At 60.5% G+C, this 23,650-nt stretch carries 19 protein-coding genes; 6 read left to right on the plus strand and 13 right to left on the minus strand.

What is annotated here, in order from left to right:
* Positions 1–41 precede the first annotated feature (41 nt).
* The 6 genes from AC1DZE_RS02805 to AC1DZE_RS02830 all read right to left on the minus strand — a co-directional run bounded on the left by AC1DZE_RS02805 (position 42) and on the right by AC1DZE_RS02830 (position 10,181).
* Positions 42–6,227 (minus strand): hybrid sensor histidine kinase/response regulator, encoded by a 6,186-nt coding sequence (locus tag AC1DZE_RS02805; protein ID WP_477699753.1) that lies wholly within the window; start codon positions 6,225–6,227, stop codon positions 42–44.
* A gap of 68 nt (positions 6,228–6,295) precedes the next feature.
* The gene (locus AC1DZE_RS02810) at positions 6,296–8,587 is read right to left on the minus strand and encodes a methyl-accepting chemotaxis protein (RefSeq protein WP_477668345.1); all 2,292 of its coding nucleotides are present in this window, start codon (positions 8,585–8,587) and stop codon (positions 6,296–6,298) included.
* A gap of 31 nt (positions 8,588–8,618) precedes the next feature.
* Positions 8,619–9,149 carry a chemotaxis protein CheW gene (locus AC1DZE_RS02815; protein ID WP_092131850.1) on the minus strand — a complete coding sequence of 177 codons (531 nt, stop codon included), beginning with the start codon at positions 9,147–9,149 and terminating at the stop codon, positions 8,619–8,621.
* 21 nt (positions 9,150–9,170) lie between these two features.
* Positions 9,171–9,536: a response regulator transcription factor gene (locus AC1DZE_RS02820; protein WP_007864987.1), complete on the minus strand. Its 366-nt coding sequence runs from the start codon at positions 9,534–9,536 to the stop codon at positions 9,171–9,173.
* Positions 9,536–9,934, minus strand: coding sequence for a response regulator (locus tag AC1DZE_RS02825; RefSeq protein WP_457281039.1), 399 nt, complete (start codon positions 9,932–9,934; stop codon positions 9,536–9,538). Before AC1DZE_RS02825 ends, AC1DZE_RS02820 begins: the two co-directional genes overlap by 1 nt.
* A gap of 73 nt (positions 9,935–10,007) precedes the next feature.
* Positions 10,008–10,181, minus strand: coding sequence for a rubredoxin (locus tag AC1DZE_RS02830; RefSeq protein WP_092131853.1), 174 nt, complete (start codon positions 10,179–10,181; stop codon positions 10,008–10,010).
* A gap of 82 nt (positions 10,182–10,263) precedes the next feature.
* Between AC1DZE_RS02830 and thiD the strand changes: the two genes are divergently transcribed.
* Positions 10,264–11,229, plus strand: a complete 966-nt coding sequence (gene thiD, locus AC1DZE_RS02835) for a bifunctional hydroxymethylpyrimidine kinase/phosphomethylpyrimidine kinase (protein WP_477699754.1) — start codon at positions 10,264–10,266, stop codon at positions 11,227–11,229.
* Positions 11,210–12,550, plus strand: coding sequence for a glutamate-1-semialdehyde 2,1-aminomutase (gene hemL, locus AC1DZE_RS02840; RefSeq protein ID WP_477672387.1), 1,341 nt, complete (start codon positions 11,210–11,212; stop codon positions 12,548–12,550). Before thiD ends, hemL begins: the two co-directional genes overlap by 20 nt.
* 237 nt (positions 12,551–12,787) lie before the next feature.
* Here hemL and purH read toward each other — a convergent pair whose 3' ends face one another.
* From purH to dusB, 3 genes are read right to left on the minus strand one after another with little or no spacing between them, the layout of a single operon-like run.
* On the minus strand, positions 12,788–14,371 hold the full coding sequence (gene purH, locus AC1DZE_RS02845) for a bifunctional phosphoribosylaminoimidazolecarboxamide formyltransferase/IMP cyclohydrolase (RefSeq protein ID WP_477668348.1): 1,584 nt from the start codon (positions 14,369–14,371) through the stop codon (positions 12,788–12,790).
* A gap of 59 nt (positions 14,372–14,430) precedes the next feature.
* Positions 14,431–14,667, minus strand: coding sequence for a Fis family transcriptional regulator (locus AC1DZE_RS02850; protein WP_348047983.1), 237 nt, complete (start codon positions 14,665–14,667; stop codon positions 14,431–14,433).
* On the minus strand, positions 14,664–15,752 hold the full coding sequence (dusB, locus tag AC1DZE_RS02855; protein ID WP_477668349.1) for a tRNA dihydrouridine synthase DusB: 1,089 nt from the start codon (positions 15,750–15,752) through the stop codon (positions 14,664–14,666). The genes AC1DZE_RS02850 and dusB overlap by 4 nt, the downstream gene beginning before the upstream one ends.
* A gap of 143 nt (positions 15,753–15,895) precedes the next feature.
* On the opposite strand from dusB, the gene AC1DZE_RS02860 reads away from it, so the two are divergent.
* Positions 15,896–16,378, plus strand: coding sequence for a YqaA family protein (locus tag AC1DZE_RS02860; protein WP_457281043.1), 483 nt, complete (start codon positions 15,896–15,898; stop codon positions 16,376–16,378).
* A 27-nt stretch (positions 16,379–16,405) separates the two neighbouring features.
* Here the strand turns inward: AC1DZE_RS02860 and AC1DZE_RS02865 are convergent, their stop codons facing one another.
* From AC1DZE_RS02865 to ychF, 3 genes are all read right to left on the minus strand, one after another.
* Positions 16,406–17,143: an rRNA pseudouridine synthase gene (locus tag AC1DZE_RS02865; RefSeq protein ID WP_477699755.1), complete on the minus strand. Its 738-nt coding sequence runs from the start codon at positions 17,141–17,143 to the stop codon at positions 16,406–16,408.
* A 41-nt stretch (positions 17,144–17,184) separates the two neighbouring features.
* Positions 17,185–17,541, minus strand: coding sequence for a RidA family protein (locus AC1DZE_RS02870; protein WP_457281045.1), 357 nt, complete (start codon positions 17,539–17,541; stop codon positions 17,185–17,187).
* Between the two features lie 193 nt (positions 17,542–17,734).
* Entirely contained in the window at positions 17,735–18,826 is a 1,092-nt protein-coding gene (ychF, locus tag AC1DZE_RS02875) for a redox-regulated ATPase YchF (protein ID WP_457281046.1), read from the minus strand.
* A gap of 64 nt (positions 18,827–18,890) precedes the next feature.
* On the opposite strand from ychF, the gene AC1DZE_RS02880 reads away from it, so the two are divergent.
* Entirely contained in the window at positions 18,891–20,738 is a 1,848-nt protein-coding gene (locus AC1DZE_RS02880; RefSeq protein WP_477668351.1) for a sensor domain-containing diguanylate cyclase, read from the plus strand.
* Here AC1DZE_RS02880 and AC1DZE_RS02885 read toward each other — a convergent pair.
* Positions 20,726–21,625 carry an MOSC domain-containing protein gene (locus tag AC1DZE_RS02885; RefSeq protein ID WP_477699756.1) on the minus strand — a complete coding sequence of 300 codons (900 nt, stop codon included), beginning with the start codon at positions 21,623–21,625 and terminating at the stop codon, positions 20,726–20,728. The two genes, AC1DZE_RS02880 and AC1DZE_RS02885, sit on opposite strands and share 13 nt — an antisense overlap.
* A 105-nt stretch (positions 21,626–21,730) precedes the next feature.
* Between AC1DZE_RS02885 and AC1DZE_RS02890 the strand changes: the two genes are divergently transcribed.
* Together AC1DZE_RS02890 and AC1DZE_RS02895 are read left to right on the plus strand one after the other, a co-directional pair.
* Positions 21,731–22,852 carry an FAD-dependent monooxygenase gene (locus AC1DZE_RS02890; RefSeq protein ID WP_477673236.1) on the plus strand — a complete coding sequence of 374 codons (1,122 nt, stop codon included), beginning with the start codon at positions 21,731–21,733 and terminating at the stop codon, positions 22,850–22,852.
* Between the two features lie 27 nt (positions 22,853–22,879).
* Complete coding sequence (locus AC1DZE_RS02895) at positions 22,880–23,596, plus strand: DsbC family protein (RefSeq protein ID WP_477668354.1); 717 nt, start codon at positions 22,880–22,882, stop codon at positions 23,594–23,596.
* Positions 23,597–23,650 lie beyond the last annotated feature (54 nt).

A 23,650-nucleotide genomic window follows, 5' to 3' on the forward strand; every position in this document is an offset into this window, starting at 1 on the left:
ACGTCCTACCTAGGCTACAGGCTTTTTTCTGCTTTTTTACCTCAGGCGGTCGCGGTGGTCTCGGCAGCGCAATAGTGGCGCACCAGGCTCATCAACTCTTCTTCAGAGAACGGTTTGCCCAGATAGTGGTCGACGCCCAGCTCCTTGGCATGTTCACGGTGCTTCTCGGCGATGCGGGACGTGATCATGATGATGGGCAGGTTACTGAGGCGCACGTCAGCCCTGATGTTGCGCGCCAGGTCAAAGCCATCCATGCGCGGCATTTCGATATCTGACAGCACCACGGCCGGCCGCTCTTCCTGCAGGCGTTCAAGCGCTTGCAGACCGTCGGCCGCCATGGAGACACGGTAGCCTTCACGCTGAAGCAGACGTTGCGTAACCCGGCGAACCGTAATGGAGTCATCGACCACAAGAATCAACGGAATCTGCGGGGCGACAGGTGCCGCCATCGTCGTTTTCGCGACGCTGCCGCTGCCGCCGTCGGTGGTTGCCGCGGTAGCGCCGGAGCCTTCAAGCATGTGCGGCTCGGCCCGGTCTGAACTCCATGCGCGCGCCTGCTGGCCATACACGGAAGCCAGCGCAACCGGGTTGTAAATCAGCACGACCGCACCGGAAGCCAGCACTGACATACCGGCCAGGCCGGGCAGACGGGACAACTGCGGGCCCAGGTTCTTGACCACAACCTCCTGGTTGCCCAACACTTCATCGACATGCAGGGCAATGCGCTGTGCGGCGCTTCGGAAAATCACGACCGGTGTGGTCTTGCCCTGGGCTTCGGCGCTGTGGTGCGAGGCCTGCAGCAATGCACCGGACCAGAAGAAGGGCATCGACTCGCCGGCAATCTCCAGTGTGCCGGTGTTATAGGCCTGCTGCAGCTCTTTGGCCGAAGCGCGCCTGACGGTTTCCACAACGTTGGCAGGTACGCCGATTGAGAGATTGCCCGAGCGGATCATCACCACCTGCGTCACAGCAGTAGTCAGCGGGAGTACCAGCTTGAAGTGCGTTCCCTGACCGGCGACGGTGGAAGTTTCGATCCGGCCACCGAGCGCGTTGACTTCAGAGCGGACTACATCCATACCGATGCCGCGTCCTGCCAGCTCGGTCACCTGCGCGGCCGTAGAGAAGCCGGGCATGAAAATCAGGTTAGCGGCGTCGCCGTCTTCCAGCGGTTGATCAGCCGTGATCATCCCGAGGCTGATGGCCTTTTCGCGGATACGTGCCAGGTTCAGGCCAGCGCCGTCATCGCTGAAGTCAACCGAAACGTCGTTACCTTCCTGGCGCAAGTGAACGGTGATCAGGCCGACCGGGTCCTTGCCCGCATCGGTGCGAACCTGCGTACTTTCAATACCGTGGGCCACGCAGTTGCGCAGCAAGTGCTCAAAGGCCGGTGTCATACGGTCCAGCATGCCGCGGTCCATTTCCATGGTGCCGCCCAGCAAGTCCAGGCGGACCTGCTTGCCGGTTTCCTTGGACGCTTGGCGCACCACGCGGTACAGGCGCTCGGAGATGCCTTCGAACTCCACCATGCGGGTACGGAGCAGGTCGCGTTGCAGCTCTCGGGTCTGGCGAGCCTGGGCGATCAAGTCGTCTTCGGTGGCTTCCACCGTGCGCTGCAAGGTGCGCTGCACGGTTGCCACGTCATTCACCGACTCGGCCATCATTCGCGTCAGTTCCTGTACGCGGGTAAAGCGGTCGAACTCCAGCGGGTCGAACCCTGCCTGGGCTTCCTTGGCCTGAGCCAATCGCGACTGCATCTGGGTTTCAGCCTGCAACTCAATGTCCCGCAGCTGCTGGCGCAAGCGGTTCAAGTTACCGCTCATGTCGTTCAGCGAGCCTCGGAGCTGGCTGAGTTCGGCTTCCAGCCGGGAGCGCGTGATCATGACCTCACCAGCCTGGTTCACCATGCGGTCAAGCAACTGGGAGCGCACGCGGATCGAGGCGTTGGCCGCCTGTCGCAATGGCTGCATGGCCATGGTCTGCGGCGCCGGCACCGTGAGCTTGCGGCCCGCACCGGCGGCAACCGGAGCGGCGCTCTCGGCTGGAGTTTCCTGTGCATCCACAATTGGAGCGGGCTTGTCCTGCGTGGTCGACTTCAGTACGGGCTCAACGGTCGCGATAGGCGCAATAGGTGCAATAGGCGCAAGCGTGACGGGTGCAGCCGCAGCAGCCGCATCAGCACGGCGCAAGGCCTCAAATGTAGCTTCCATGGCGTCAAAACGCGTCATCAGGGGTTCGAATTCCTGGGTTGAAGCCGCATCAGAGCCGAGATGTTCGATTTCGGACTCAATCCGGTGAGCCATTTCGCCTAACCGCAATGCACCTGCCAGCCGGGCGCTGCCTTTGAGCGTGTGAAGTGCACGGAGGACTTCCATGCGTGCGCCCTGGTTATCAGGACGTGAAGACCACTGCCGCAGTGCGCCCCCCAGCTGGGGCATGAGTTCTGCAGCTTCTTCTTCAAAAATCGGAAACAGGTCGGGATCAATCGCATCGACCGCATCGATTTCGTCGTCCTCGTCTTCCTCGAAGTTCGAGTTCACTGGTGCAGCCACGGTCGCTACCAGCCGGGCAGGCGGAGAGACGACAGCAGCAGGTGGAGGCACCGGCGTGACCTGAGCGGGGACAGGCATTTCAATTACCTGAGCCGGCGTCACTTCTGGCTCTGGTTCCAGTGAGCGCACCGGCTCTACAGAGACCGTTTCCACCTCCACCGATTCGGGGGAGAAGTCGAAGTCGGAAAAATCGTTACCCGGTGGCAAAACCGAATCAGAGAAATCGAGTTGCTTCAGCCTGTCAAGGATGGTTGCATCCGCCTCCTTGAGAAACCCCGCGGCAAACTGGTGCAGAAGCCGGCGGATGTCTTCCGCTGCATCAACAAATACCTGCCCATACCTGGCGGCGCCATTGCTGTGGTGAACACTGGATTGCTGCAAAGCCTGTTCAAGCGCCCGAGCCATTCCGGACAGGGCATGGAACCCGACAGTCGCGGAACTTCCCGCGAGGGAATGGGCCAGGGCGACGGTAGAGTCACTGACCGGTTGGTTCAGCTCGAGCGCCCATTCGGCCACCTCAGTCACAAGCCGGCGTGACCATTCATCTGCTTCATTCAGGTAGACGTTGTAAAGCGGAATTCCAATGCGCAAGGCACCGATGACCTTGACCTGTTCGTCACCATTGCCATCCAATGGCAGCACACTGTCAGCTGCATCGACCGCATCATCCGTCTTCAGAACTTCGGCAGCCTGCAAGTGTTGCGGTTGCCCGGCCAGATCGGCGCCTTCGGCCGCTGCCGGCAATTGTTTGTGCCCCTCAGGGGTGAAATCAAAGACCACAGGCGTTGGCTGTTCAGCCGCCACGGCCTCGGCTTGAAAGTGCTTGTCGAAATCCGCGTCCGACAGTTCGATCGGTTCTGTTGCATCTATTTCCAGGGATGCGAACGGCTCCGCCGAAGCGGGCGGCGTTGACGCTGGTGTTGTATCAGCCGTCGCAGAAACTGCGGACAAACTGCCGAAATCAATGCCTTCAATTTCTGCCACAGACGGACCTGCAGGCTCCGCAGGGCTCGCGGTCGCAGCTGCACCTTCCGACTCAAACATGAGGTCAAAATCCAGATCCGTCACGACGGCCGGGTCGGCAACAGGTTCAGCACCCACGGTTTCGGGAACACCTGAATCCAGCTCCAGCTCAGGTGCCAGCACTGTTGGCATTGCTGCCGCCACGGCGGCCACAGGAACCTCGGCAGCATCGACTACGGCAGTCACCAGGGGGCTGTAACGGCCCTCAGTGCGCATCGCATCGGCACTGGCTCGGAAGGTAGACGCCGACCACGATCCATCGCGATTTCCCGCAATGTCTTCAATCCACTTTGCAAAACCGCCCATGGCTTCCAGCGATAAAGCCCGGAACTCATCCGTGGCAACCTTCTGGTCGGCCAGCCAGCTATTGAGCATCTGCTCAAGCGACCACGCCGCCTCGCCGAACTCGTTGAGTCCCACCATGCGGGAGCTGCCCTTGAGCGTATGAAAAGCACGCCGCAAAACCGTGAGTTGAGATACATCGGCCGGATCATTGACCAGCGCAGCCAAAGCTTGCTGGCCGTTGCCGACAACTTCGCGTGCCTCCTCAAGAAAGATGTCACGGAGGTCGTCTTCTTCAAAATCATCCGACGCGGCCGGGCTCTCAGGCGCCGCCTGCACCGGCGTTACGGCAAATGCCAAGGTCGTCAGCGCCTCCGCAGCAACACTCGCGTTGCTTCCGGAAACTGCGACGGCGGCTTCGCGCGCACTTTGCGCAAGCGCAGGTTGTTCGGCCAGCGCCGCATGCGTGGCCAGCGTGTCAAGTTTGAGCGTGAGGTTGTGGTCCGTTTCGCCAAGACCCGCATCCTGCACAACAGAAATCACTTCCTGTGACAGCACATCATTGTTGACCGTGACAGAGGTCGCCGCACTACCGGCGTTCTGGGTCCGGCCCATCAAAGGCTTGAGCTCGCCTTTTTCCGCGTCAAACACAAACAGTTTTTTCGCCAGCGCCGGCTGGTAATTCAACATATCGATGAGGAAACTCAAGGCGCCAAGGTTGTTCCCGAGGTGCTCGAATGTTCCCGCTGCACGCGCGCGCTGTTCATCAATTTCAGTGACCAGCATCTGCTCAACGCTGTCCCGCATGCGCAGCACGGCGTGCGAGGCCTGATCAAGCCCGAGTACCGACAGCACGCCACGCATTTGTGAAAGCTGGCCGGGCACGGATTGAAGCGCGACTTTGTCCTGCGGGTTGCGGAAAAACACATCAAGTGATTTTTCAAGCTCACCCAGCGACACACGCAACTCACCGACTACGCTGCCCATGGTCTGCTTGTCGCTGACCCGGCGGTACAGCTCTTCCATCCAGCCTTCCAGAGGCTGTGGCTCGCCGCCTGCACGGACGCCTTCCAGCCGTTCAGCAAGATTGGCGGTTCTCACAGCCAGCTGGGGATCGTTGGGATCCAGGTCATCAAAAGCGGCTTCAAGGTAAAGCACCGAGGTGGCCACTTCCATGGCCAGTTCTATTCCAGGGGCCTGACCAGACCGGACCGTCGTATCCACGGCGCGAGTCAGCGCCTGCGCGAGTGGTTCGCTGGGCGGATGAAGCTTGAGCAGAGAATCCGTGACGAGGCTGAACTGGTCCGTCACGGACTTGAATTTATTGGCGTCCCCGGCGGAAAGCGACGACCAGGTTTCTTTCGCAGACGTGATGCGCTTGCGGGCCTGGGCGAGCAGAGCCGGATCAAAACGCCCGAATTGAACGAGCTCATAGTCCACCGGTTTGAATCGGTTGAGACCATAGGCTGACCGGATTGCCGAAAGTGCAGGCGTGTCGCTGGCGCGAGGAGAAACAGCCTGTGAACAGAAGAAGAGCAAATCCTGCGCCAGCCGATCCGATACCCCCGTATCACCCTTGGCAAGCGAGGCATACTGCATCAGGATTCGCGATGCAGCTCGCCGTACATAGATGTCCGACCCGAGCAACTCATGCGCGACCGCTTCGAAATAGGCCGCCGCGATCTTCCAGAATATCCTGGGTTGGCGGTCCGCCTGTCTGGCCGCAAATCCGAGGCTGAGCTCCTTCATTTTTTTGGCTGCCTGCGGTGCCTTACCCTTCATGATTTGAAGCACCGATTGATCCATGACAGCGCGAGCACCATCATCGTAATTGCGGGGCTCCGCTGTCGTCGCCAGTTCCGGCTCCAGCCAGCGCCACTCAAGCGGCCACAAGTCAGCCGGATGAATGCGGTCGGCCCGCACCAATTCCTGCACATCACGGTATTGGGGGAAAAGCGAAACGGGTGACACGGGCTTGTCGGCCAGCACACCTTCAAGATACTCGGTCAGCGCAAAACTGGCGCGTTCGATTTTTCCGGCAGCGTCCTGGCTGCATTGCTCAGGTTGCTGCACAAATTTCTGTACCGCAGCTTCCATCGCCCGCAACACCAAGGCTGGCCCCGCAAGGCCCACCATTTCAAGCGCGCCCACGGCCTGATGCAGTTGCTGCCGTGCGATGCGCAACTGGCTGGCGTCAAGCGCCGCAAGATCGGACCCACGCGCGGCTTCTGCGTCCCGCACAAAACGCTTCAGCGCTTTGGCAGCACCGTCCAGCGACTTGCGAAGTTCGTCAAGTACCCAGGCCAGGGGGCCCAGGTCATTGACAGCGAGGTCGAGCTCGGCAGCTGTTGAGTTCGGGACGTTGGATTGCATAGATAACGGGCCGGTTCAGGAATCGGTGTCAGGGGCGAAAGCTGCGTTCAGCGCACGACAAGCTGGCATCAGGCGATCTTGAATCGGGACACCGACTGGCGCAGCTCTTCGGCCATGCGGGAAAGGTCTCGCACCTGCTGTGCCGTGGAACGGGTACCTTCTCCCGTTTGCTCCGTCACCGCGAAAATGTGCTGAATGTTGCCGGCCACCACGTTCGCCGATGCGGCTTCGCGGGAGGCGGAGTTTGAAATCTGCTCAATCAGGTCAGCAAGCCGGCGTGACACCTGGTCAATCTCGGTCAGCGCGGTACCCGCGTTATCGGACAGCTTGGCCCCTTCAACCACACCCTGCGTGGAGCGTTCCATAGCGGCCACGGCATCCTGCGTGTCGGTCTGAATTGCTTTCACCAGGGCCGAAATCTGGCGCGTAGCATCTGCGGAACGTTCAGCCAGTCGCTGCACCTCTTCCGCAACCACCGAGAAGCCTCGTCCGGCTTCGCCGGCTGACGCGGCCTGAATGGCGGCGTTCAGCGCCAGCACGTTGGTCTGTTCGGTAATGTCTGAAATCAGTTCGGTAATTTCACCAATCTCCTGCGAGGACTCACCCAGTCGCTTGATCCGCTTGGAGGTTTCCTGGATCTGGTCGCGGATGGAGTTCATACCGCCGATGGCGTTCTGCACAGCCTGCAGGCCGGATTCGGCGGCTGTCAGCGATTGGCGCGCCACCTGGGAAGATTCCTGCGCCTGTGTGGACACCTCGTTAATTCGGGATGCCATATCAAGCACCGACTGGCCGGTTTCACGAATCTCGCGCAGCTGCTCAGTGGACGCTGCCAGCAGTTCGGTAGAGGTACTTTCCACCTGGGCCGTCGTTTGCGCAACGCGGGTCGCCGTGTTCTGTACGTTACCCACCAGCTGCCGCAACTCTTCCACCGTGTAGTTCACCGAGTCGGCGATAGCGCCGGTAATGTCCTCGGTCACAGTCGCTTCCTGCGTCAAGTCACCTTCAGCCACTGTCTGCAACTCGTTCATCAACCGCAAAATGGCGGCCTGGTTGGCGTCGTTGACGCGCTTGGCGTCCTGCTCTTGCCCTTTCGCTTCCTGTCGCTGGGTTTCAGCAACAGCCTGACGCTGCTTACTGTCTTCCACCTGCAGCTTGGCCAGGCCAGCTGCGCACAATAGGGCAAAGGTAGCAGCACCCGCGAGGATGGCCAGCGACAAAACGCTCAGACCGGTTTGCAGCGACAACTTGCCCTGCAAATCCTCAAGGCCACGGCGAAGGGGCTCACTGTCCGCAATAATCGAAGATTGCGCTTCACGGGCAGACACCAGGCCCTGCAAGTTACCCAAAATGGCACCAGCTTGCACACGGGTTTGCTCATAGAGCGCCATCAGGGCTTCCAGCCGCTCGCGCGTTTGCGGATCTTTGGAGCCGGCCAGGCGCAACTCGGGGCTGCCTTCCTGCAAACCCTGCGCAATTTCCTTGAACGAGTTCAAATCCTTGCCCAGCAGGAACACGGCTTCAGGGCTCACGCCCTCCATGGTCAGGAACTCATTGGCAGACTTACCAATCCGCTGGGTCAACATCACCAGCTGACCGGATGCCGAAATTTCAGCCGGCGCCGCATTCTGCTGGAGTTTGAGTGACGAAACAGTTTCTGCAATTTCCAGCAAATCCGAAGACTGGCGGTTAATGGTGCGCAGGGCGTTGCCCACCTGGGTCAGAATATTTTGCTGACCCATCACGGTTTTCGCGTTCTTTTCAGCGCGCTCCATGAAAGGCGTGACCTTTTCCACGTCAGATTGCAGGTCATCACTCACTGGCGCCAGACGCAGACTTTCTTCACCGGATTTCAGTCCGCGCACGGTTTTTGCCAGTACGTCAGAACTCTCACGCACGTCAGGGAAGGCCTGGGCACTGCCCACCAGCGCCTGAGACACCGATTTCGCCAGACGCTGCGACTGCATCAAAGACTGCCCGGTGGCCGCCACCTGTTGAGCCACTTTATCCGCCTGGCTCAGCGCCAGGAAAGTCACCGTACCCAGGACAGCCACCGCGACGGCGAGGAAAAACACCAGCACCCGCTGATGCTGACCGATGGTCCTGCGGCCCAATAAAGGCAGACGCAGCAGCTCTTGATTTACCGCAGGTGCGCCGTCCTCGGCGGTCGCCATGCGGCTGGGCGCGAAAGCATCGTCATTTCCACCCGGCTGCCGAATCGCTGCGGTCTGAAGCGCAGCCTGATCCATGGCTCCGGTCGCAAGAGGATCTGGCGTACCGACGGAAGCCATGTCCATGCTGTCCTCGGGCTGATCGGGCTTGGTTTTAAATAGCTTCTGGATATTTTCAATAACAGACATGGTGAGCCTTCCGGGAGAGAAACAGTGTGCGCTATGCGCCTATCGTCAAAAAATGCGCTTGCTGGGCAAGCAACTGAAGGTTGATTTCCTGCCAGGTCGCACCATTAAGGTCAACGTACTGGTTGCCAAAGAAATCGGGCGCGTCGGGCGCTTTTTCGGAAAAATCACTGAACGCCTCCTGATTGCGCAGCCCGGACAGCTTGTCGATCAGCAATGCGCAGTTAACTTCCAGGGCACTGTTGAGTGCAACAAGCCTGGAATCCGTGCGTGCAAGCTCGTTTTTGGGAGGGGGTGCTTTGCCGCTGACGTAACTCGCCAGATCCACGACACCAAACAGGCCGCCGCGCAAATTGGCAACACCGGCGAACCAGGCTTGCGTATACGGAACAGGCTGCGTACTGACCCACGGGAAAATTTCACCGGATTGGCTCAGGGGAAACAGGTATTTCTTCCCGCCAGCCTCCACGGCCAGCCAGGACGCGGCAACGCCTTGCGTCCGCGCAATCTGCAACCTGTCGGCCAGCCGGGTTTGTAGCTCTCTAAGTGCTTGTCTGTTCGCCATGCTTTGGTTTTACGCCGTAAATCAGCCAAGGGCCTTGATTTTGGCCATCAGCTCATCAGCATCCACAGGCTTGGTGATGTAGTCGCGGGCGCCCTGCCGCATGCCCCAGACACGGTCAGTTTCCTGGTTCTTGCTGGTGCACATCATGATGGGGATATCCGAGTACAACGGGTCGCGCGTGATGGCGCGCGTCAGCTGGAACCCGTTTTGCCCCGGCATCACCACATCCATCAGGATCAGTTCGGGCTTGTCTTCCGCCAGGCGGCGAAATGCATCCTCTGCATTTTCAGCAGTTTTGACGGTGAAACCATTTTTGACCAGCAGATCGGTCAAGAACATCAATTCGGTTTTGGAGTCGTCAACTACCAGTATTTTCTTGATTGCCATCACACTACTCCTTGTTTAGCGCTGCCGAGATCCTGTACGGTCTGCAGCAGCTGATCTTTTGTAAAAGGTTTGGTCAGGTAGTCTTGCGAACCCACCATACGACCCCGCGCCTTGTCGAAAACGCCGTCTTTTGAGGACAGCATGACGATCGGGACGCCAGCAAACTTTGCGTTGCGCTTGATAATCGCACAGGTTTGATAGCCATCCAGGCGGGGCATCAAAATGTCGCAGAAAATCAGGTTGGGTTCGTAGTCGTTGACCTTGGACAGGGCATCAAACCCGTCTTCGGCCAACAATACCTCATGCCCCCCCTGCTTCAGGAATATCTCGGCGCTGCGCCGAATGGTATTGCTGTCATCGATGACCAAAACCTTCAGTCCGGAACTGGGAATACTCACTGCCTATGCTCCTCATGTTGCAGGCCCTCGGCAAATGCCGGCCTGCGATTGTCCAGGCAAGTGCCTAAGACGCTTATATCTGAACCATTTCAAAGTCTTCCTTGCGGGCTCCGCATTCGGGACAGGTCCAGTTCATGGGCACTTGCGCCCATGGCGTCCCGGCGGCAATCCCGTGTTCGGGCGCACCGGCAGCTTCGTCGTAAATCCACCCACAAATTAAACACATCCACGTCATTGATTGAGTCACAGCTTAAGTTGCCTTCGAATAGAATGCAACAATTGTATCGAGGCGGCGTTGCTTATTCGCGTACAAGGCAAAATCGCAGCCTATGGCAAACCCCAAAAATCCTCAACTGGACAGCCGACAACTCCAAATCGAGGATACCGACGCATCGCCGGCTTGCGTCATGACATTCAACGCCAACGACCCCAGCGGAGCGGGCGGATTGACTGCTGATATTGCATCGATCACTTCTGCCGGAGCCCACGCGCTGGCAGTTGTAACAGGCGCTTATGTGCGCGACACGGCCGAAATTTTCGACCATTTTTCATTCGACGAAGAGGCTGTAACCGACCAGGCCCGCTCGGCGCTGGAAGACATGGCGGTATCCGCCATCAAGGTCGGGTTTGTCGGCAGCCCCGAGAACATCAGCACCATTGCCGAGATCGCCTCGGACTATGCCGATGTGCCGCTGATCGCCTATATGCCCAACCTGTCGTGGTGGGAAGAAAGCGAAATCGACAGCTATCTGGACGCCTTTCGCGAGCTGATGCTGCCGCAAACCACAGTGTTGGTCGGCAACCACAGCAGCCTATGGCGCTGGCTGCTGCCGGACTGGTCCGGGGAGCGCAATCCCTCGGCTCGGGATATTGCCAAGGCCGCTGCCGACCTGGGTGTTCCCTACACGCTGGTCACCGGAATCCCCATGCCCGACCAATTCATCGACAACGTGCTGGCCACGCCGCAAGCCGTGCTTTACAGCGAGAAATTCGAACGTTTCGAGGCGGTCTTTGCCGGTGCAGGTGATACGCTGTCTGCGGCCCTTTGCGCACTGCTGGCCAACGGCCATGACCTGCAGGCGGCCACCTCCGAGGCACTGACTTACCTGGACCACAGCCTGGATGCCGGCTTTCATCCCGGCATGGGCAATATCGTGCCGGACCGCCTGTTCTGGGCACAGGCTGATGTCGATGAATCCGAAGACGAAGCGGCTGATGCCGAGCCTGGCGATGATGCCGCCCTGGTTTTGAAGACTGAAATTGACCTGCCCCCCAATGGAACAACCAAACACTAAGCCCCCTGCCAAGCCCCTTTCCGCCGAACTCTCCCGCAACAACGCGCTGTTTGAGCGTGCCAAAAAGCTGATCCCCGGTGGCGTCAACTCCCCGGTTCGGGCCTTCAAGGCGGTAGGCGGCACACCCCGTTTTATCCAGCGCGCACAGGGCGCCTACTTCTGGGATGCGGACGGTCGGCGTTACATCGACTACATCGGTTCCTGGGGTCCCATGATCCTGGGCCATGGCCATCCGGCGGTCGTTGAAGCCGTGCAAAAAGCCGTACTGGAAGGCTTTTCCTACGGCGCACCGACCGAGCGTGAAGTGGAGCTCGCCGAGGAAATCGTGCGCCTTGTGCCTTCGCTCGAGATGGTGCGCCTGGTCAGCTCAGGCACCGAGGCAGCCATGAGCGCGATCCGCCTGGCGCGCGGCGCCACGGGCCGCAGCAAGATCATCAAATTCGAAGGCTGCTACCACGGTCATGCCGACGCCCTGCTGGTCAAGGCCGGTTCAGGCCTGGCCACTTTCGGCAACCCGACCAGCGCCGGCGTGCCGCCCGAAGTGGTGCAGCACACCCTGGTGCTCGAATACAACCACCTCACCCAGCTCGAAGAAGCCTTCGCGCTGCACGGCAAGGACATCGCCTGCCTGATGATCGAGCCGATCGCCGGCAACATGAACTTTGTGCGTGCCAGCGTGCCCTTCATGAAGCGCTGCCGCGAACTGTGTACGCAGCACGGTGCCCTGCTCGTGTTCGACGAGGTCATGACCGGCTTTCGCGTGGCGCTGGGTGGCGCCCAGAGCGTTTACGCCCGCAGCATTCCCGGCTTCAAGCCCGACATGACGGTCATGGGCAAGGTGATAGGCGGCGGCATGCCACTGGCCGCCTTTGGCGGCACGCGCGCCGTGATGGAGCAACTGGCACCGCTGGGCCCGGTCTACCAGGCCGGCACGCTATCAGGCAACCCCGTGGCCACCGCCTGCGGCCTGGCAACCTTGCGCGAGATCGCCAAACCCGGCTTTTACGAAGCACTGGGCGCCCGAACCCGCAGCCTGGTCACCGGCCTCACGCAGGCTGCCGGCAAGGCCGGTGTGCCATTTTGCGGTGACAGCGAAGGCGGCATGTTCGGCTTTTTCCTGCTCGGCCAATTACCGCAGAACTACGCCACGGTCATGACGACCGACAGCCCTGCGTTCAATCGCTTCTTTCATGCGATGCTGGACAGCGGGGTGTATTACGCGCCGGCGCTATATGAAGCAGGCTTTGTGAGTTCGGCGCATACGGACGCGGACATCGAAGCGACGGTGGCGGCTGCGGCCAGGTTCTTCGCCGCCGGCTAAGGCAGCGCCCTGACATATATTGCAGTATTCGGGCTTCAGCCCAATCAGGGCGGGCGCGAGCGGCTATTAAATCAATAGCGGCCGTACATTGATGCAGGGTTCAAGGTGCGGAAGTGTTCTTGCGCCGCCTCTGGCCTGTTCACCCAAAAGGGAAAAGGGACGCGTTATGCTATCAATTTGATAGCTGTTCGCGCCCATTCCCATTGGGCTATCGATCAAAAACCCTTAAAACGTGACTTAATGCCGGAAGTGCCGGACCCCGGTCAGCACCATCACCACTTCGCGCTCGTCGGCTGCCGCGATAACCTCGTCGTCCCGCATGCTGCCACCGGGCTGGATCACGCAGGTCGCGCCGGCGTCCACCACCACGTCGAGGCCGTCGCGGAAAGGGAAAAAAGCGTCGCTCGCCACTGCTGAGCCCTGCAGCGTCAGCCCGCCGTTGGCGGCCTTGATGGAGGCGATGCGAGCCGAATCGATGCGGCTCATCTGGCCGGCGCCGACGCCCAGTGTCATGCCGTCCTTGCAAAAGATGATGGCGTTGGACTTGACGTACTTCGCAACCTTCCAGGCAAACAGCATGTCATGCAGCTGCTCCTGCGTCGGCTGCAGCTTGCTGACGACTTTCAGGTCGCCGATGGCCAGTTCGTGGTTGTCTGCGGTCTGCATCAACAGGCCCGAGCCAACGCGCTTGACGTCCATCAGGTTGCGGCCCTGCTTCCAGGCCGTGTCGCCGCCGGGCGGCAGGTCAATCTGCAAAATCCGCACGTTGACCTTGGTCTTGAACACTTCCAGCGCTTCGGGTGTGAAGGCAGGCGCCATCAGCACTTCGACAAACTGCTTGGAAATCTGCTGTGCGGCGCGCTCGTCGAGCGGGCAATTGAGGGCGATGATGCCGCCGAAGGCCGAAGTCGGGTCGGTCTTGAAGGCCTTGCTGTAGGCTTCAAGGCCGTCCTTGCCCACCGCCACGCCGCAAGGGTTGGCGTGCTTGACGATCACGCAGGCGGCGCCGTCCTTGATGAGGTCAAAACTCTTGACGCATTCCCAGGCGGCGTCGGCGTCGGCGATGTTGTTGTATGAGAGCTCTTTGCCCTGCAATTGTTTGGCCGTTACCAGCGAGCCGGGTGCGGGATACAGATCGCGGTACAGCGCAGCTTGCTGGTGCGAGTTTTCGCCGTAACGCAGGTCCTGCACTTTCACGAAACGCCCGTTGGCCTGGCCGGGGAACATACCGTGACTGCCGTCGGCCTGGATGCCTGAGAGATAGTCGCTGATCGCGCCGTCGTACTGGCTGATGCGGTTGAATGCCGCTACCGACAAGGCGAACTTGGTCTTGTCGGTCAGTTTGCCGCCGGTTTTCAATTCGGCCAGCACACCTTCATACTGCGAGGCATCGGTCAGCACGCCGACATCCTTCCAGTTCTTGGCCGCCGACCGCACCATCGCGGGGCCGCCGATGTCGATGTTTTCAATCGCGTCTTCCAGCGTGCAGCCGGGCTTGGCGACCGTCGACTCAAACGGATAAAGATTGACCACGAGCAAGTCGATGGTGTCAATGCCGTGGGTTGTCAGCGCCGCCATGTGCTCCGGCACATCGCGGCGGGCCAAAAGGCCGCCGTGAATCTTCGGGTGCAAGGTCTTGACGCGACCGTCGAGCATTTCCGGAAACCCGGTGTGATCGGCGACTTCGGTCACCGGGAGCCCGGCGTCAGCCAGCAGCTTGGCCGTGCCGCCCGTGGACAGCAGCTTGATGCCCAGGGCATGCAGCGCCTGCGCGAATTCGAGGATGCCGGTTTTGTCCGAAACGGAAATCAGTGCGTTCATTTTTGTCTTCTCTAAAGAGGATGGCCGGCGAAAGGGCCGGACCATGGGAGCGTGTTTTTTTATTTGATGAGCTTGTGCTCAACCAGCTTCTTGCGCAGGGTGTTGCGGTTCAGGCCCAGCCATTCGGCGGCGCGCGACTGGTTTTGCTCGGCATGCTGCATGACAACTTCCAGCAGCGGTTTTTCCACCACCTTGACCATCATTTCGTACATGCCGTCGGGCTCGGTGCCACGCAGGTCCTTGAAATAGCCTTCCAGGCTGGTGCGTACGCACTCTTCGATATGTTTTTTGCTCATGCAGCAGCTTCTTCCTGATTTTCCTGATTTTTATCTTTGTTCGCCCGTGCCTGCACAGGCACGCCCTCGTCATCAACCTCGACGGCAGCAGCCGGAATCCGGTCCATCTGCGCCCCCAGCCCTTCAAAAAAAGCACTCACCGCCTTCAGTTGCGCTTCGCAGTCTTCCAGCAGGTTCATCTGCGCGCGAAACGCCTCACCACCGGGCAAGGTCTTCACATACCAGCCGATGTGTTTGCGCGCCGTCCGCACGCCGGTGTATTCACCGTACAAATCGTAGTGGTCACGCAAATGGTCCAGCAGCAGGCGTTCAACTTCCGCCACCAGCGGTGGCGCAAGATGCGTGCCGCTTGAAAGGAAATGTGAAATCTCGCGAAAAATCCACGGACGCCCCTGCGCAGCGCGGCCAATCATCACGGCATCGACACCGGTATACGCCAGCACATCACGCGCTTTTTCAGGGCTGGTGATATCGCCGTTGGCTACCACCGGAATGCGCAGCGCGGCTTTCACGGCGGCAATTGTGTCGTACTCGGCATGGCCTTTGTAGCCCTGCTCGCGCGTGCGGCCGTGCACGGTGATCATCTGCACGCCGGCACTTTCGGCGGCACGGGCAATCGCCAGGGCGTTCTTTTCAGCCTGGCACCAGCCCGTGCGCATCTTGAGCGTGACCGGCACATTGCGCGGTGCGCAGGCGGCCACCACAGCATCCACGATCTGCAGCGCCAGGGGTTCGTCCTGCATCAGCGCCGAGCCCGCCCACTTGTTGCAGACCTTCTTGGCCGGGCAGCCCATGTTGATGTCGATGATCTGCGCGCCGCGGTCGATGTTGTAGGCGGCGGCCTCGGCCATCATCTGCGCGTCGGTACCGGCAATCTGCACGGCGATCGGTGCGGCCTCACCTTCGTGGTTCGCACGGCGCGAAGTCTTCAGCGTATCCCACAGGTCGCGGCGAGAGGTCACCATTTCGCTGACCGCATAGCCCGCACCGAGCTTCTTGCTGAGCTGGCGGAACGGCCTGTCCGTGACACCAGCCATGGGCGCGACAAACAGGTTGTTCGCCAAAGCGTAAGGGCCGATGTTCATGGGAAGTGAGCGCTGCGAGGTTGCTGAAAAAGGAGGCACGATTGTACCTGCCCAAAAATTCAGCAATTGAAATTTGCACACGGAGTTGTAAGCGTCTTCCTGACAGGGTGGCTGGCCCGTCATGCCTATACTCAAATAGATATATGGAAGCTTGGATTCACCGCCTGATAGAACTTTTGGCCCTGCCCGAATACGGCTTGAGCACGGTGTTTGTGGTTTCCTTCATCTCGGCCACGCTGTTGCCGCTGGGCTCGGAGCCGGTGGTCTTCGGCCTGGTCAAGCTCAACCCCGCCATGTTCTGGCCCGCTGTGCTGGTAGCAACTGCGGGCAACACGCTGGGCGGTGCGCTCGACTGGTGGATGGGTTACGGCGCCCACAAGGTGGTGGACAAATACCAGCATTCATCGCATCACGGCCGTGCGGTCCGATGGCTGGAGAAACTCGGCCCCAAGGCCTGCCTGCTGGCCTGGTTGCCGGTGGTCGGAGACCCGCTGTGCGCGGTCGCGGGTTGGCTCAAGTTTCCGTTCTGGCCCTGCCTGGCTTACATGGCGGTCGGTAAATTTTTGCGCTACTTTTTGATGACCGGCAGCCTGATCTGGGCCTTTCCCGGCGTGGTGACCGGATAGGCACCAGAAGAAGAATCAGAAGAAGGATCAGAAGCGTTCGTGTGGCAGCAGGTAGCGCCACTGACCGGGTTGCAGCTGGCTCATCGCCACACGGCCGATACGCAGCCGTTTCATGCCTAGCACCTGCAGGCCGACGCTCTCGCACATGTAGGCAATCTGCCCCGGGACTTCACCCTTGAGGGCAAAGCGCAAGCGCTTTTCACTTTGCCAGCTCACCTTGGCCGGCGGCAACAAAACACCCTTGAAGGTAAACCCGTGGTCCACCCGGTTCAGCCGGTCCAGCCCGCCGGGTTTGATGTCACCGCTGACATCGACGATCACTTCGTGTTCCATCACGCGGGCATCTTCACGCAGCTTGCGCACCACGCGCCAGTCCTGCGTCAGCACGACCAATCCGCTGGCAGGTGTTGCCAGCGGCGTCACCAGTTCCACCGTGGAGAAATGCTTCTTGAGCGGCCGGATGCCAGAGCGGTCGTCAGGCGATTGTGTGGAGGCCGACAGCAACCGGGCCACCTGCGCCGCGCCGCCATCGGAACTCGCGTCCTGGCCAGCCGGCTTGTGCAGCAGCAAAGTCACCGGTGTCATCGCCAGCAGGCTCGCATCCTTGTCAAGCACGATGGCCTGGCCCGACACCCGGAACTGGGGCTCTTCGACAGTCACCCCGTCAACAGTGACCCAGCCGCCTTCGATGTACTGCTCGGCTTCGCGGCGTGAACAGGACAGCATTTCAGCCAGGCGTTTGGCAAGGCGAACGGGTTCTGTCATCGCGGCGTGGCCTTTATGGCGGGTCAAGCGTGGATGAGAAATCAGCCTTGGGCCGCCACCACACCGATTTCCACGTGGTACTGCGGCGCCGCCAGGCGCGGGCTCATGACCGTGGCACGTGCGGGCGTGGCGCCGGGCACCACCCAGGTTTCCCAGGCACGGTTCATTTCACCGAAGCTGTCCATATCGGTCAACCAGATGGTGGCGCTGAGCAGAAGCGACTTGTCGCTGCCGGCTGCTGCCAACAGGCGGTCAATATTGGCCAGGATGCTGAGGGTCTGTTCGTATACGCCGGAGCCGGCGTCGTTGCCGGCCACCTGGCCTGCCAGGTAAACGGTTTTGTTATGGATAACGGCCTGGGACATGCGTGGGCCGGTTTCGATGCGCTGGATGGACATGGTGTTCTCTTTCTTTCTCAAAGCGAGGGTTTCGGGGGGGATGGCCTGCTCTGGCAAGCCGGTAACGGGGCCGCCACCCGATGGTGCGGATCGTTCGTGAGGTATTGTGGCGCGACTTCTTCCATGATGCCGCCACCGTGATGTCCAGGCCTCGCAGTAAATCGGCCCCAGGTTACCCGGGGGCCCTGGCAACTCAGCTGCTGAACAGGAAGTTCATCACGTCGCCATCCTTGACGACGTATTCCTTGCCTTCACTGCGCATCTTGCCGGCATCTTTGGCGCCCTGCTCGCCTTTGTAGGCGATGAAATCGGCAAACGCAATCGTCTGGGCGCGGATGTAGCCCTTTTCAAAATCGGTGTGAATGACGCCCGCGGCTTGCGGACCGGTGTCGCCCACGTGGATGGTCCAGGCGCGCACTTCCTTCACGCCCGCGGTGAAATAGGTCTGCAGGCCCAGCAGCTTGTATGCCGCCAGGATGAGGCGGTTGAGCCCCGGCTCATCCTGGCCGATCTCCGCGAGGAACATCTTTTTGTCCTCTTCCTCCATGTCGGCCATCTCGGCTTCCATCTTGGCGCAGATCGCCACGACCGGCGCCTTTTGCTCTGCCGCGTAAGCCTTGAGGCGGTCCAGGAAGGGGTTGTTCTCAAAACCGTCCTCGGCCACGTTGGCCACAAACATGGCCGGCTTGGCGGTGATCAGGAAAAACTGGCCGAGCAGCGGCAGTTCCTCCTTGCTGAAGTCCACAGTGCGCACCGGTTTGCCTTCATTGAGCGCGGCCTGGCATTTCTCCAGGATGGCAACCAGCTTGACAGACTCCTTGTCGCCCGAGCGGGCCGTCTTGGTCACGCGGTGCAGGGCTTTTTCAACTGCTGCCAGGTCGGCCAGACAAAGCTCCGTCTGGATGACTTCGATGTCGGAAATCGGGTCCACCTTGCCGGCAACGTGGATCACGTTGTCATCTTCAAAGCAACGCACCACATTGACTGTGGCGTCGGTTTCGCGGATATGGGCCAGGAACTTGTTGCCCAGTCCCTCGCCCGTACTGGCGCCCGCCACCAGGCCTGCAATGTCCACAAACTCGACGATCGCCGGAACAATGCGTTCAGGCTTGACGATTTCAGCCAATTGCGCCAACCTCGGGTCGGGCACTTCCACGATGCCAACATTGGGCTCAATGGTGCAAAAGGGGTAGTTTTCAGCCGCGATCCCCGCTTTGGTCAACGCATTGAAAAGGGTGGATTTACCGACGTTAGGCAAGCCTACAATGCCGCACTTCAAACTCATGAGAAACCTTCAAAAACAGGCTGAGAAGTGTATTCGATGCGCGCCCGGCCGGGGTTGGAGCGCTTTGTGGCAGGCATTCGCCATCTTTGTGGTGGCCGGTTTTTTGGGTGCTCTGGCGCATCCTGCGCAGGCCCAGCCCATCGTGGCTTTAAACGACGCCAAGCCGACCCTGGACGTGGCAGCGGCGAGTTTGACATGGATTGACAGCGACGGCCAGGCCGGCATCGACCAATTGGCCGGCGGCCATCCAGGGGCCTTGTTCGTCTCCTCGGTTGCCGATACGGTGCATTCGCTTGGCCCGCACGCGGCGCTCTGGCTGCATTACCGTTTTGCCAGGTCATCCGGCTCGCGCCAGGACTGGTTGCTTGAGTTTCCCCTGCCCCTGCTGGACCTGGCGACGGTGTACCAGCGTGCACCGTCGGGAGGGTGGATTGCCGAAACTGCCGGGGACACCGTGCCTGTCTCCAGCTGGCCGGAACCCGGCCGTTACGGGCATTTCCGCCTGAACCTGCCGGACAACGGCGTGCATGACGTGTATGTGCGCATACAGCACCAGACGGAGGTCAGCATTCCGGTTCGGGTCAGCACGCGAGGCAACCTGACGCAGCGACTTCAGCTGGAATACCTCGCGATTGGCGTGGTATTCGGCGCACTGGTGCTGTTGATCATTGCCTGCGTTGTCCAGAGCTGGGTTTACAGCGACCGGGCCTATGGGTGGTATTCCGTGTACGCCGTCATCATGGCCCTCGTCGTAGCGGCGTGGACGGGAGTGGCAGGCCATTTTCTCTGGGGCAACTTCAGCACCTGGAACAACATGGCGCAGGGCTTCCTCGCCATCCTGGGCGGCGGCTCGGCGCTGCTGGTCGTGCATCACCTGTGCGGCACCGGTTCACGCCACAAGTGGTTTGAGCGGCTGGCCTACTGGACAGGCATGGCCGGAGCGCCGCTGGCGCTGGCCTATCTCGTGCTGGAGCGCGGCTTGGGCATAGGCCTCCTCGGGACTTACCTGGTTGCCGTTGTTGCACTGGGAACAAGCCGGGCCTACATGACGTGGCGACGCCACGATGTCGTGGGTTTCTGGGTACTGGCGGCTTTTTCCCCGCTGGGGCTGGTCACGCTCCTCACCGTCACCAGCATCCTGGGCCTGTTTTCCCTGTCGTGGCTGTCTCATTACGGCCTGATGGCAGCGCTGACCATTGAGGTGCCCCTGCTGCTGGTGGCGCTGAACACGCGCTCACATGAGCGCCACGCAGTGGAAGCGCGCGAGCAGGCCATGTCCAGCCAGGACGCCCTCACCGGCCTGCTCGCCGCACATCTTTTCCACGACCGCTTCAAGCAGGTGGTCAGCCGGGCGCAGCGCCACAAAGAGCCGGCGGCTGTGGTGTACATCGAGCTGGTCAACTACCGGTATATCAAGAAAACCTGGGGCACAGCGGTGGCCGAGCAAAGCCTGCTGCGAAGCGTGATCAAGTTGCGCCGGCTTCTGCGCGATGTCAACACCGTGGGGCGCATCGACGAGGCGCGCTTCGGCCTCATTCTTGAAGGCGTTGAATCACGCCCGCCAGTCACCGACCTGGCGGCACGCCTGATCGCGGCCGGCCTCATGCCGCTCAAGGGCCTGAAACCGGAGGTCGTTCTGCAATTTCATGTCGCGGGCGTGCTGCTGAGCGAGCGCCTTGGCAGCCACGAGGAAATTTCCACGGCCCTGGCCGACCTGCTGCACAGCATGGCGGCTCGCACCCGCCGCCCCATCCGCTTTCTCGAGCCGGAGTTGACACACCCCATGCCGCTGGACGCCGAATCAACGCTGGACAGCCTCTCAAGCGGTCCGCAGGCGCCAGAGGCGCTCCCTGCGTCCACGGCCGCCCACGCCCCGCCGCCCCTGCGGGCGGTCAAGAGTCATTCAAACTGATAACTCGCACCCACCGGCTGGCCCACCTTGAGCTGGTGGTCAATGCCCGCCAGCACAATGGCATTCATGCCGAACGTCAGCGCGCCGTTCACCCGCGCATCCTGGCGATAGGTTTGCAGCATGTCGCCCACTTCCGGGCTGCTGACAGCCGTCGCGGGATCGATATTCGGAATCGGGCAACGCGGACAGGGCTTGACCGGCTTGAGCTGGACCACGCCTTGCGCCGTGGCAACCTGCAGCACCTCAATGCGGTCCTCATCGTGCGGCGCCAGACTGTCGGCACCAGCGGCATCGCCCAGCACGATGTTTGGACGAAAGCGCTCCATGCCCACCGCAGGGGTGCCGGCAGCCACCAGCTTTTCGTTGAAATGCACCAATGAGGCTTCGCTGAGTACCAGCAACGGGTAACCGTCGCTGAACTGGTTAAGCGCTTCCACATCGCCGGTCCACTGCGGACTGCAAACCCGCTTGTGTTCGGGGTCAAACCGCACCAGGCGTGCAGCCTGGCCCAGGAAGTCGGTGAACCATTGCGCCGCGATGGCACCCATGTCATACGCCTGGACTTCGTCTTTCCAGACCTGCACGCGAACGGGCTCTTCCACTTGGTCCAGCGCAATGTGAAGGGCCAGCATGCCGGGCGCACGCAGCACCATGTCGTGGTGCCTCAGCTGGGGCCTGATCAATGCCATGCGCGGCAATTCACGCTGGGTCAGGAATTCGCCCTTGCTGTCCACCACCATCCAGGCACGGTCAAATTCCAGCCCGGTTTCAGTCAGCAGGGCTTCCTGCACCTGCACGCCGGCACAGGATTTCACCGGATACACATAAAGGCGCGAAATCACGGCCCTGAGGTCAGTAGGTGCGTCGGCCGGTAATGTTTCGTTCAATGGATCGCTCACTTTTCAAGCCTTTAGGTTCAGATGCACGGCCAGAAACCGCGCAGTAATTGTTTGCCCAAAGCACCAATTTTGCCCTGCCTCCTAAAATGGGCCATGTCCAAGACCTTTGATGTCTGTATTCGCGGCGATGGTGTGGTAGGCCGCACACTGGCCCTGCTGCTGGCGCGCGAGCGCCTGCGCGTAGCTTTGGTCACCAGGCCTGAAAGGCCGCCGGGGATGCACACCATGCCCGACGTGCGTGCTTACGCCCTCAACAGCGCGTCTCGCAGCGTGCTGGAAACCCTGCGCGCCTGGCCCGACACGACCTTTGCCACGCCGGTGGTCGAAATGCAGGTTTGGGGAGACAACGGCGGCAAGCTGGATTTCACGGCGCGCAGTGTCGGCCAGGAAGCGCTGGCCTGGATTGTGGATGTCCCGGCGCTGGAGCAGCAATTGAGCCAGGCAGTTCGCTACCAGCCGCAAATCGAGACGGTGGACGCGCCTGCCAAGGCCGCGCTCAACGTGATCTGCGAAGGCCAGAAAAGCGCCAGCCGTGATGAGTTCGCCCAGATCCGGCCGGTCAACTGGACCATCAAGCCCTATCCGCAAAAGGCCGTCGCAGCACGGCTTGAGCTGGACAAGCCCCATGGCGGCATTGCCCGCCAGTGGTTTACCCACGGCGACATACTGGCTCTTTTGCCTTTATCGGGTGCCAACGGGAACTTGGCGGCGCTGGTGTGGTCTGTCCCTGTACAGCGGGCCGCCCTGCTCGAAAAAATGCCCGCGGAAGAATTTTGCAACACCCTCAAGGCCGTGTGCGGCGAAGAGACCGGTAACCTGCGCCTGACAAGCGAGCGGGCAAGCTGGCAGCTTTCCCTGTCCAGCGCCGGGCACTGGGTCGGCCCCGGCTGGGCTTTGGCGGGCGATGCGGCGCACACGGTGCACCCGCTGGCCGGTCAAGGCTTGAACCTGGGCCTGGCCGATGCGGCTTGCCTGGCCGGGGTGATTTCACAGCGTGAGTATTGGCGCGGATTGGGTGATGAAAAACTGCTGCGGCGCTACGAAAGGGCCCGCAAGGCCGACGTAGCGGCAATGGGCGCGGTCACCGACGGTTTGCATGGCATTTTTGCGCAAACCGATGGGCGCTGGCAGGCCCTGCGCAATTGGGGCATGAAGGGGTTTGAGCGAAGCGGTTTGCTCAAGGCCTGGCTGACGCGGCAAGCCGCGGGTTTATGAATGACTGAGAAACAGACTGGAACTTAAATGAAAATAGTGAAATTGATCGGTCTGCTCAGTCTGGCGGCGTTCAGCCTGGTTCCTGTTTTTGCGCAGGAAGCCGTCATCCGCAAAAACCTGTCAGAGAAATTTCCGGCTTTTGCAAAAATCGATGAAGTCACCAAAACACCGATGGGCGGCCTCTATGAGGTACGTATTGGCTTCGAAATTTTCTATACCGACGAGCAAGGTAACTACCTGTTGCAGGGTCAACTTCTCGATGTAAAAAACAAAAAAAACCTGACCGAGGAACGCATCGGGAAACTCAGTGCAGTCGATTTCGACAAACTCCCTTTGAAGGACGCTTTCAAGATTGTTCGCGGTGAGGGGAAACGCAGGCTGGCGGTGTTTGAAGACCCAAATTGCGGCTACTGCAAACACTTCGAACGGGACCTGACCACCGTCGACAACGTCACCGTTTATCTCTTCCTGTACCCCGTGCTCGGACCGGACTCCGTCGCCAAGTCGCGCCACATCTGGTGTGCCAAGGACAAGGCGAAGTCATGGAACGACTGGATGCTGCGCAACACCGTGCCTGCGGCTGCCGAATGCGACATCTCGGCCATCAAGCGAAACCGCGAGTTTGGCCAAAAATACAATATCACCGGCACGCCCACCCTGATTTTTGCTGACGGATCCCGCGCGCCAGGCGCGGTCAGCGCCCAGGAAGTCGAAAAAATGCTGCTCAGTGCAAAAACTCCCTGAAAATGGGCCAGAAGGCCCTGTTTAGATACAAAATCGACCTCCAGCCCGCACACC

The organism is Polaromonas sp. P1_F1 (genome assembly GCF_056405795.1).

What these genes read in the sequence shown, in the direction of transcription:
- AC1DZE_RS02805 (WP_477699753.1), bottom strand. Translation starts at nt 6,227, where the DNA reads ATGCAATCCAACGTCCCGAACTCAACAGCTGCCGAGCTCGACCTCGCT.
- AC1DZE_RS02810 (WP_477668345.1), bottom strand. Translation starts at nt 8,587, where the DNA reads ATGTCTGTTATTGAAAATATCCAGAAGCTATTTAAAACCAAGCCCGAT.
- AC1DZE_RS02815 (WP_092131850.1), bottom strand. Translation starts at nt 9,149, where the DNA reads ATGGCGAACAGACAAGCACTTAGAGAGCTACAAACCCGGCTGGCCGAC.
- AC1DZE_RS02820 (WP_007864987.1), bottom strand. Translation starts at nt 9,536, where the DNA reads ATGGCAATCAAGAAAATACTGGTAGTTGACGACTCCAAAACCGAATTG.
- thiD (WP_477699754.1), top strand. Translation starts at nt 10,264, where the DNA reads ATGGCAAACCCCAAAAATCCTCAACTGGACAGCCGACAACTCCAAATC.
- hemL (WP_477672387.1), top strand. Translation starts at nt 11,210, where the DNA reads ATGGAACAACCAAACACTAAGCCCCCTGCCAAGCCCCTTTCCGCCGAA.
- purH (WP_477668348.1), bottom strand. Translation starts at nt 14,371, where the DNA reads ATGAACGCACTGATTTCCGTTTCGGACAAAACCGGCATCCTCGAATTC.
- AC1DZE_RS02850 (WP_348047983.1), bottom strand. Translation starts at nt 14,667, where the DNA reads ATGAGCAAAAAACATATCGAAGAGTGCGTACGCACCAGCCTGGAAGGC.
- dusB (WP_477668349.1), bottom strand. Translation starts at nt 15,752, where the DNA reads ATGAACATCGGCCCTTACGCTTTGGCGAACAACCTGTTTGTCGCGCCC.
- AC1DZE_RS02860 (WP_457281043.1), top strand. Translation starts at nt 15,896, where the DNA reads ATGGAAGCTTGGATTCACCGCCTGATAGAACTTTTGGCCCTGCCCGAA.
- AC1DZE_RS02865 (WP_477699755.1), bottom strand. Translation starts at nt 17,143, where the DNA reads ATGACAGAACCCGTTCGCCTTGCCAAACGCCTGGCTGAAATGCTGTCC.
- AC1DZE_RS02870 (WP_457281045.1), bottom strand. Translation starts at nt 17,541, where the DNA reads ATGTCCATCCAGCGCATCGAAACCGGCCCACGCATGTCCCAGGCCGTT.
- ychF (WP_457281046.1), bottom strand. Translation starts at nt 18,826, where the DNA reads ATGAGTTTGAAGTGCGGCATTGTAGGCTTGCCTAACGTCGGTAAATCC.
- AC1DZE_RS02890 (WP_477673236.1), top strand. Translation starts at nt 21,731, where the DNA reads ATGTCCAAGACCTTTGATGTCTGTATTCGCGGCGATGGTGTGGTAGGC.
- AC1DZE_RS02895 (WP_477668354.1), top strand. Translation starts at nt 22,880, where the DNA reads ATGAAAATAGTGAAATTGATCGGTCTGCTCAGTCTGGCGGCGTTCAGC.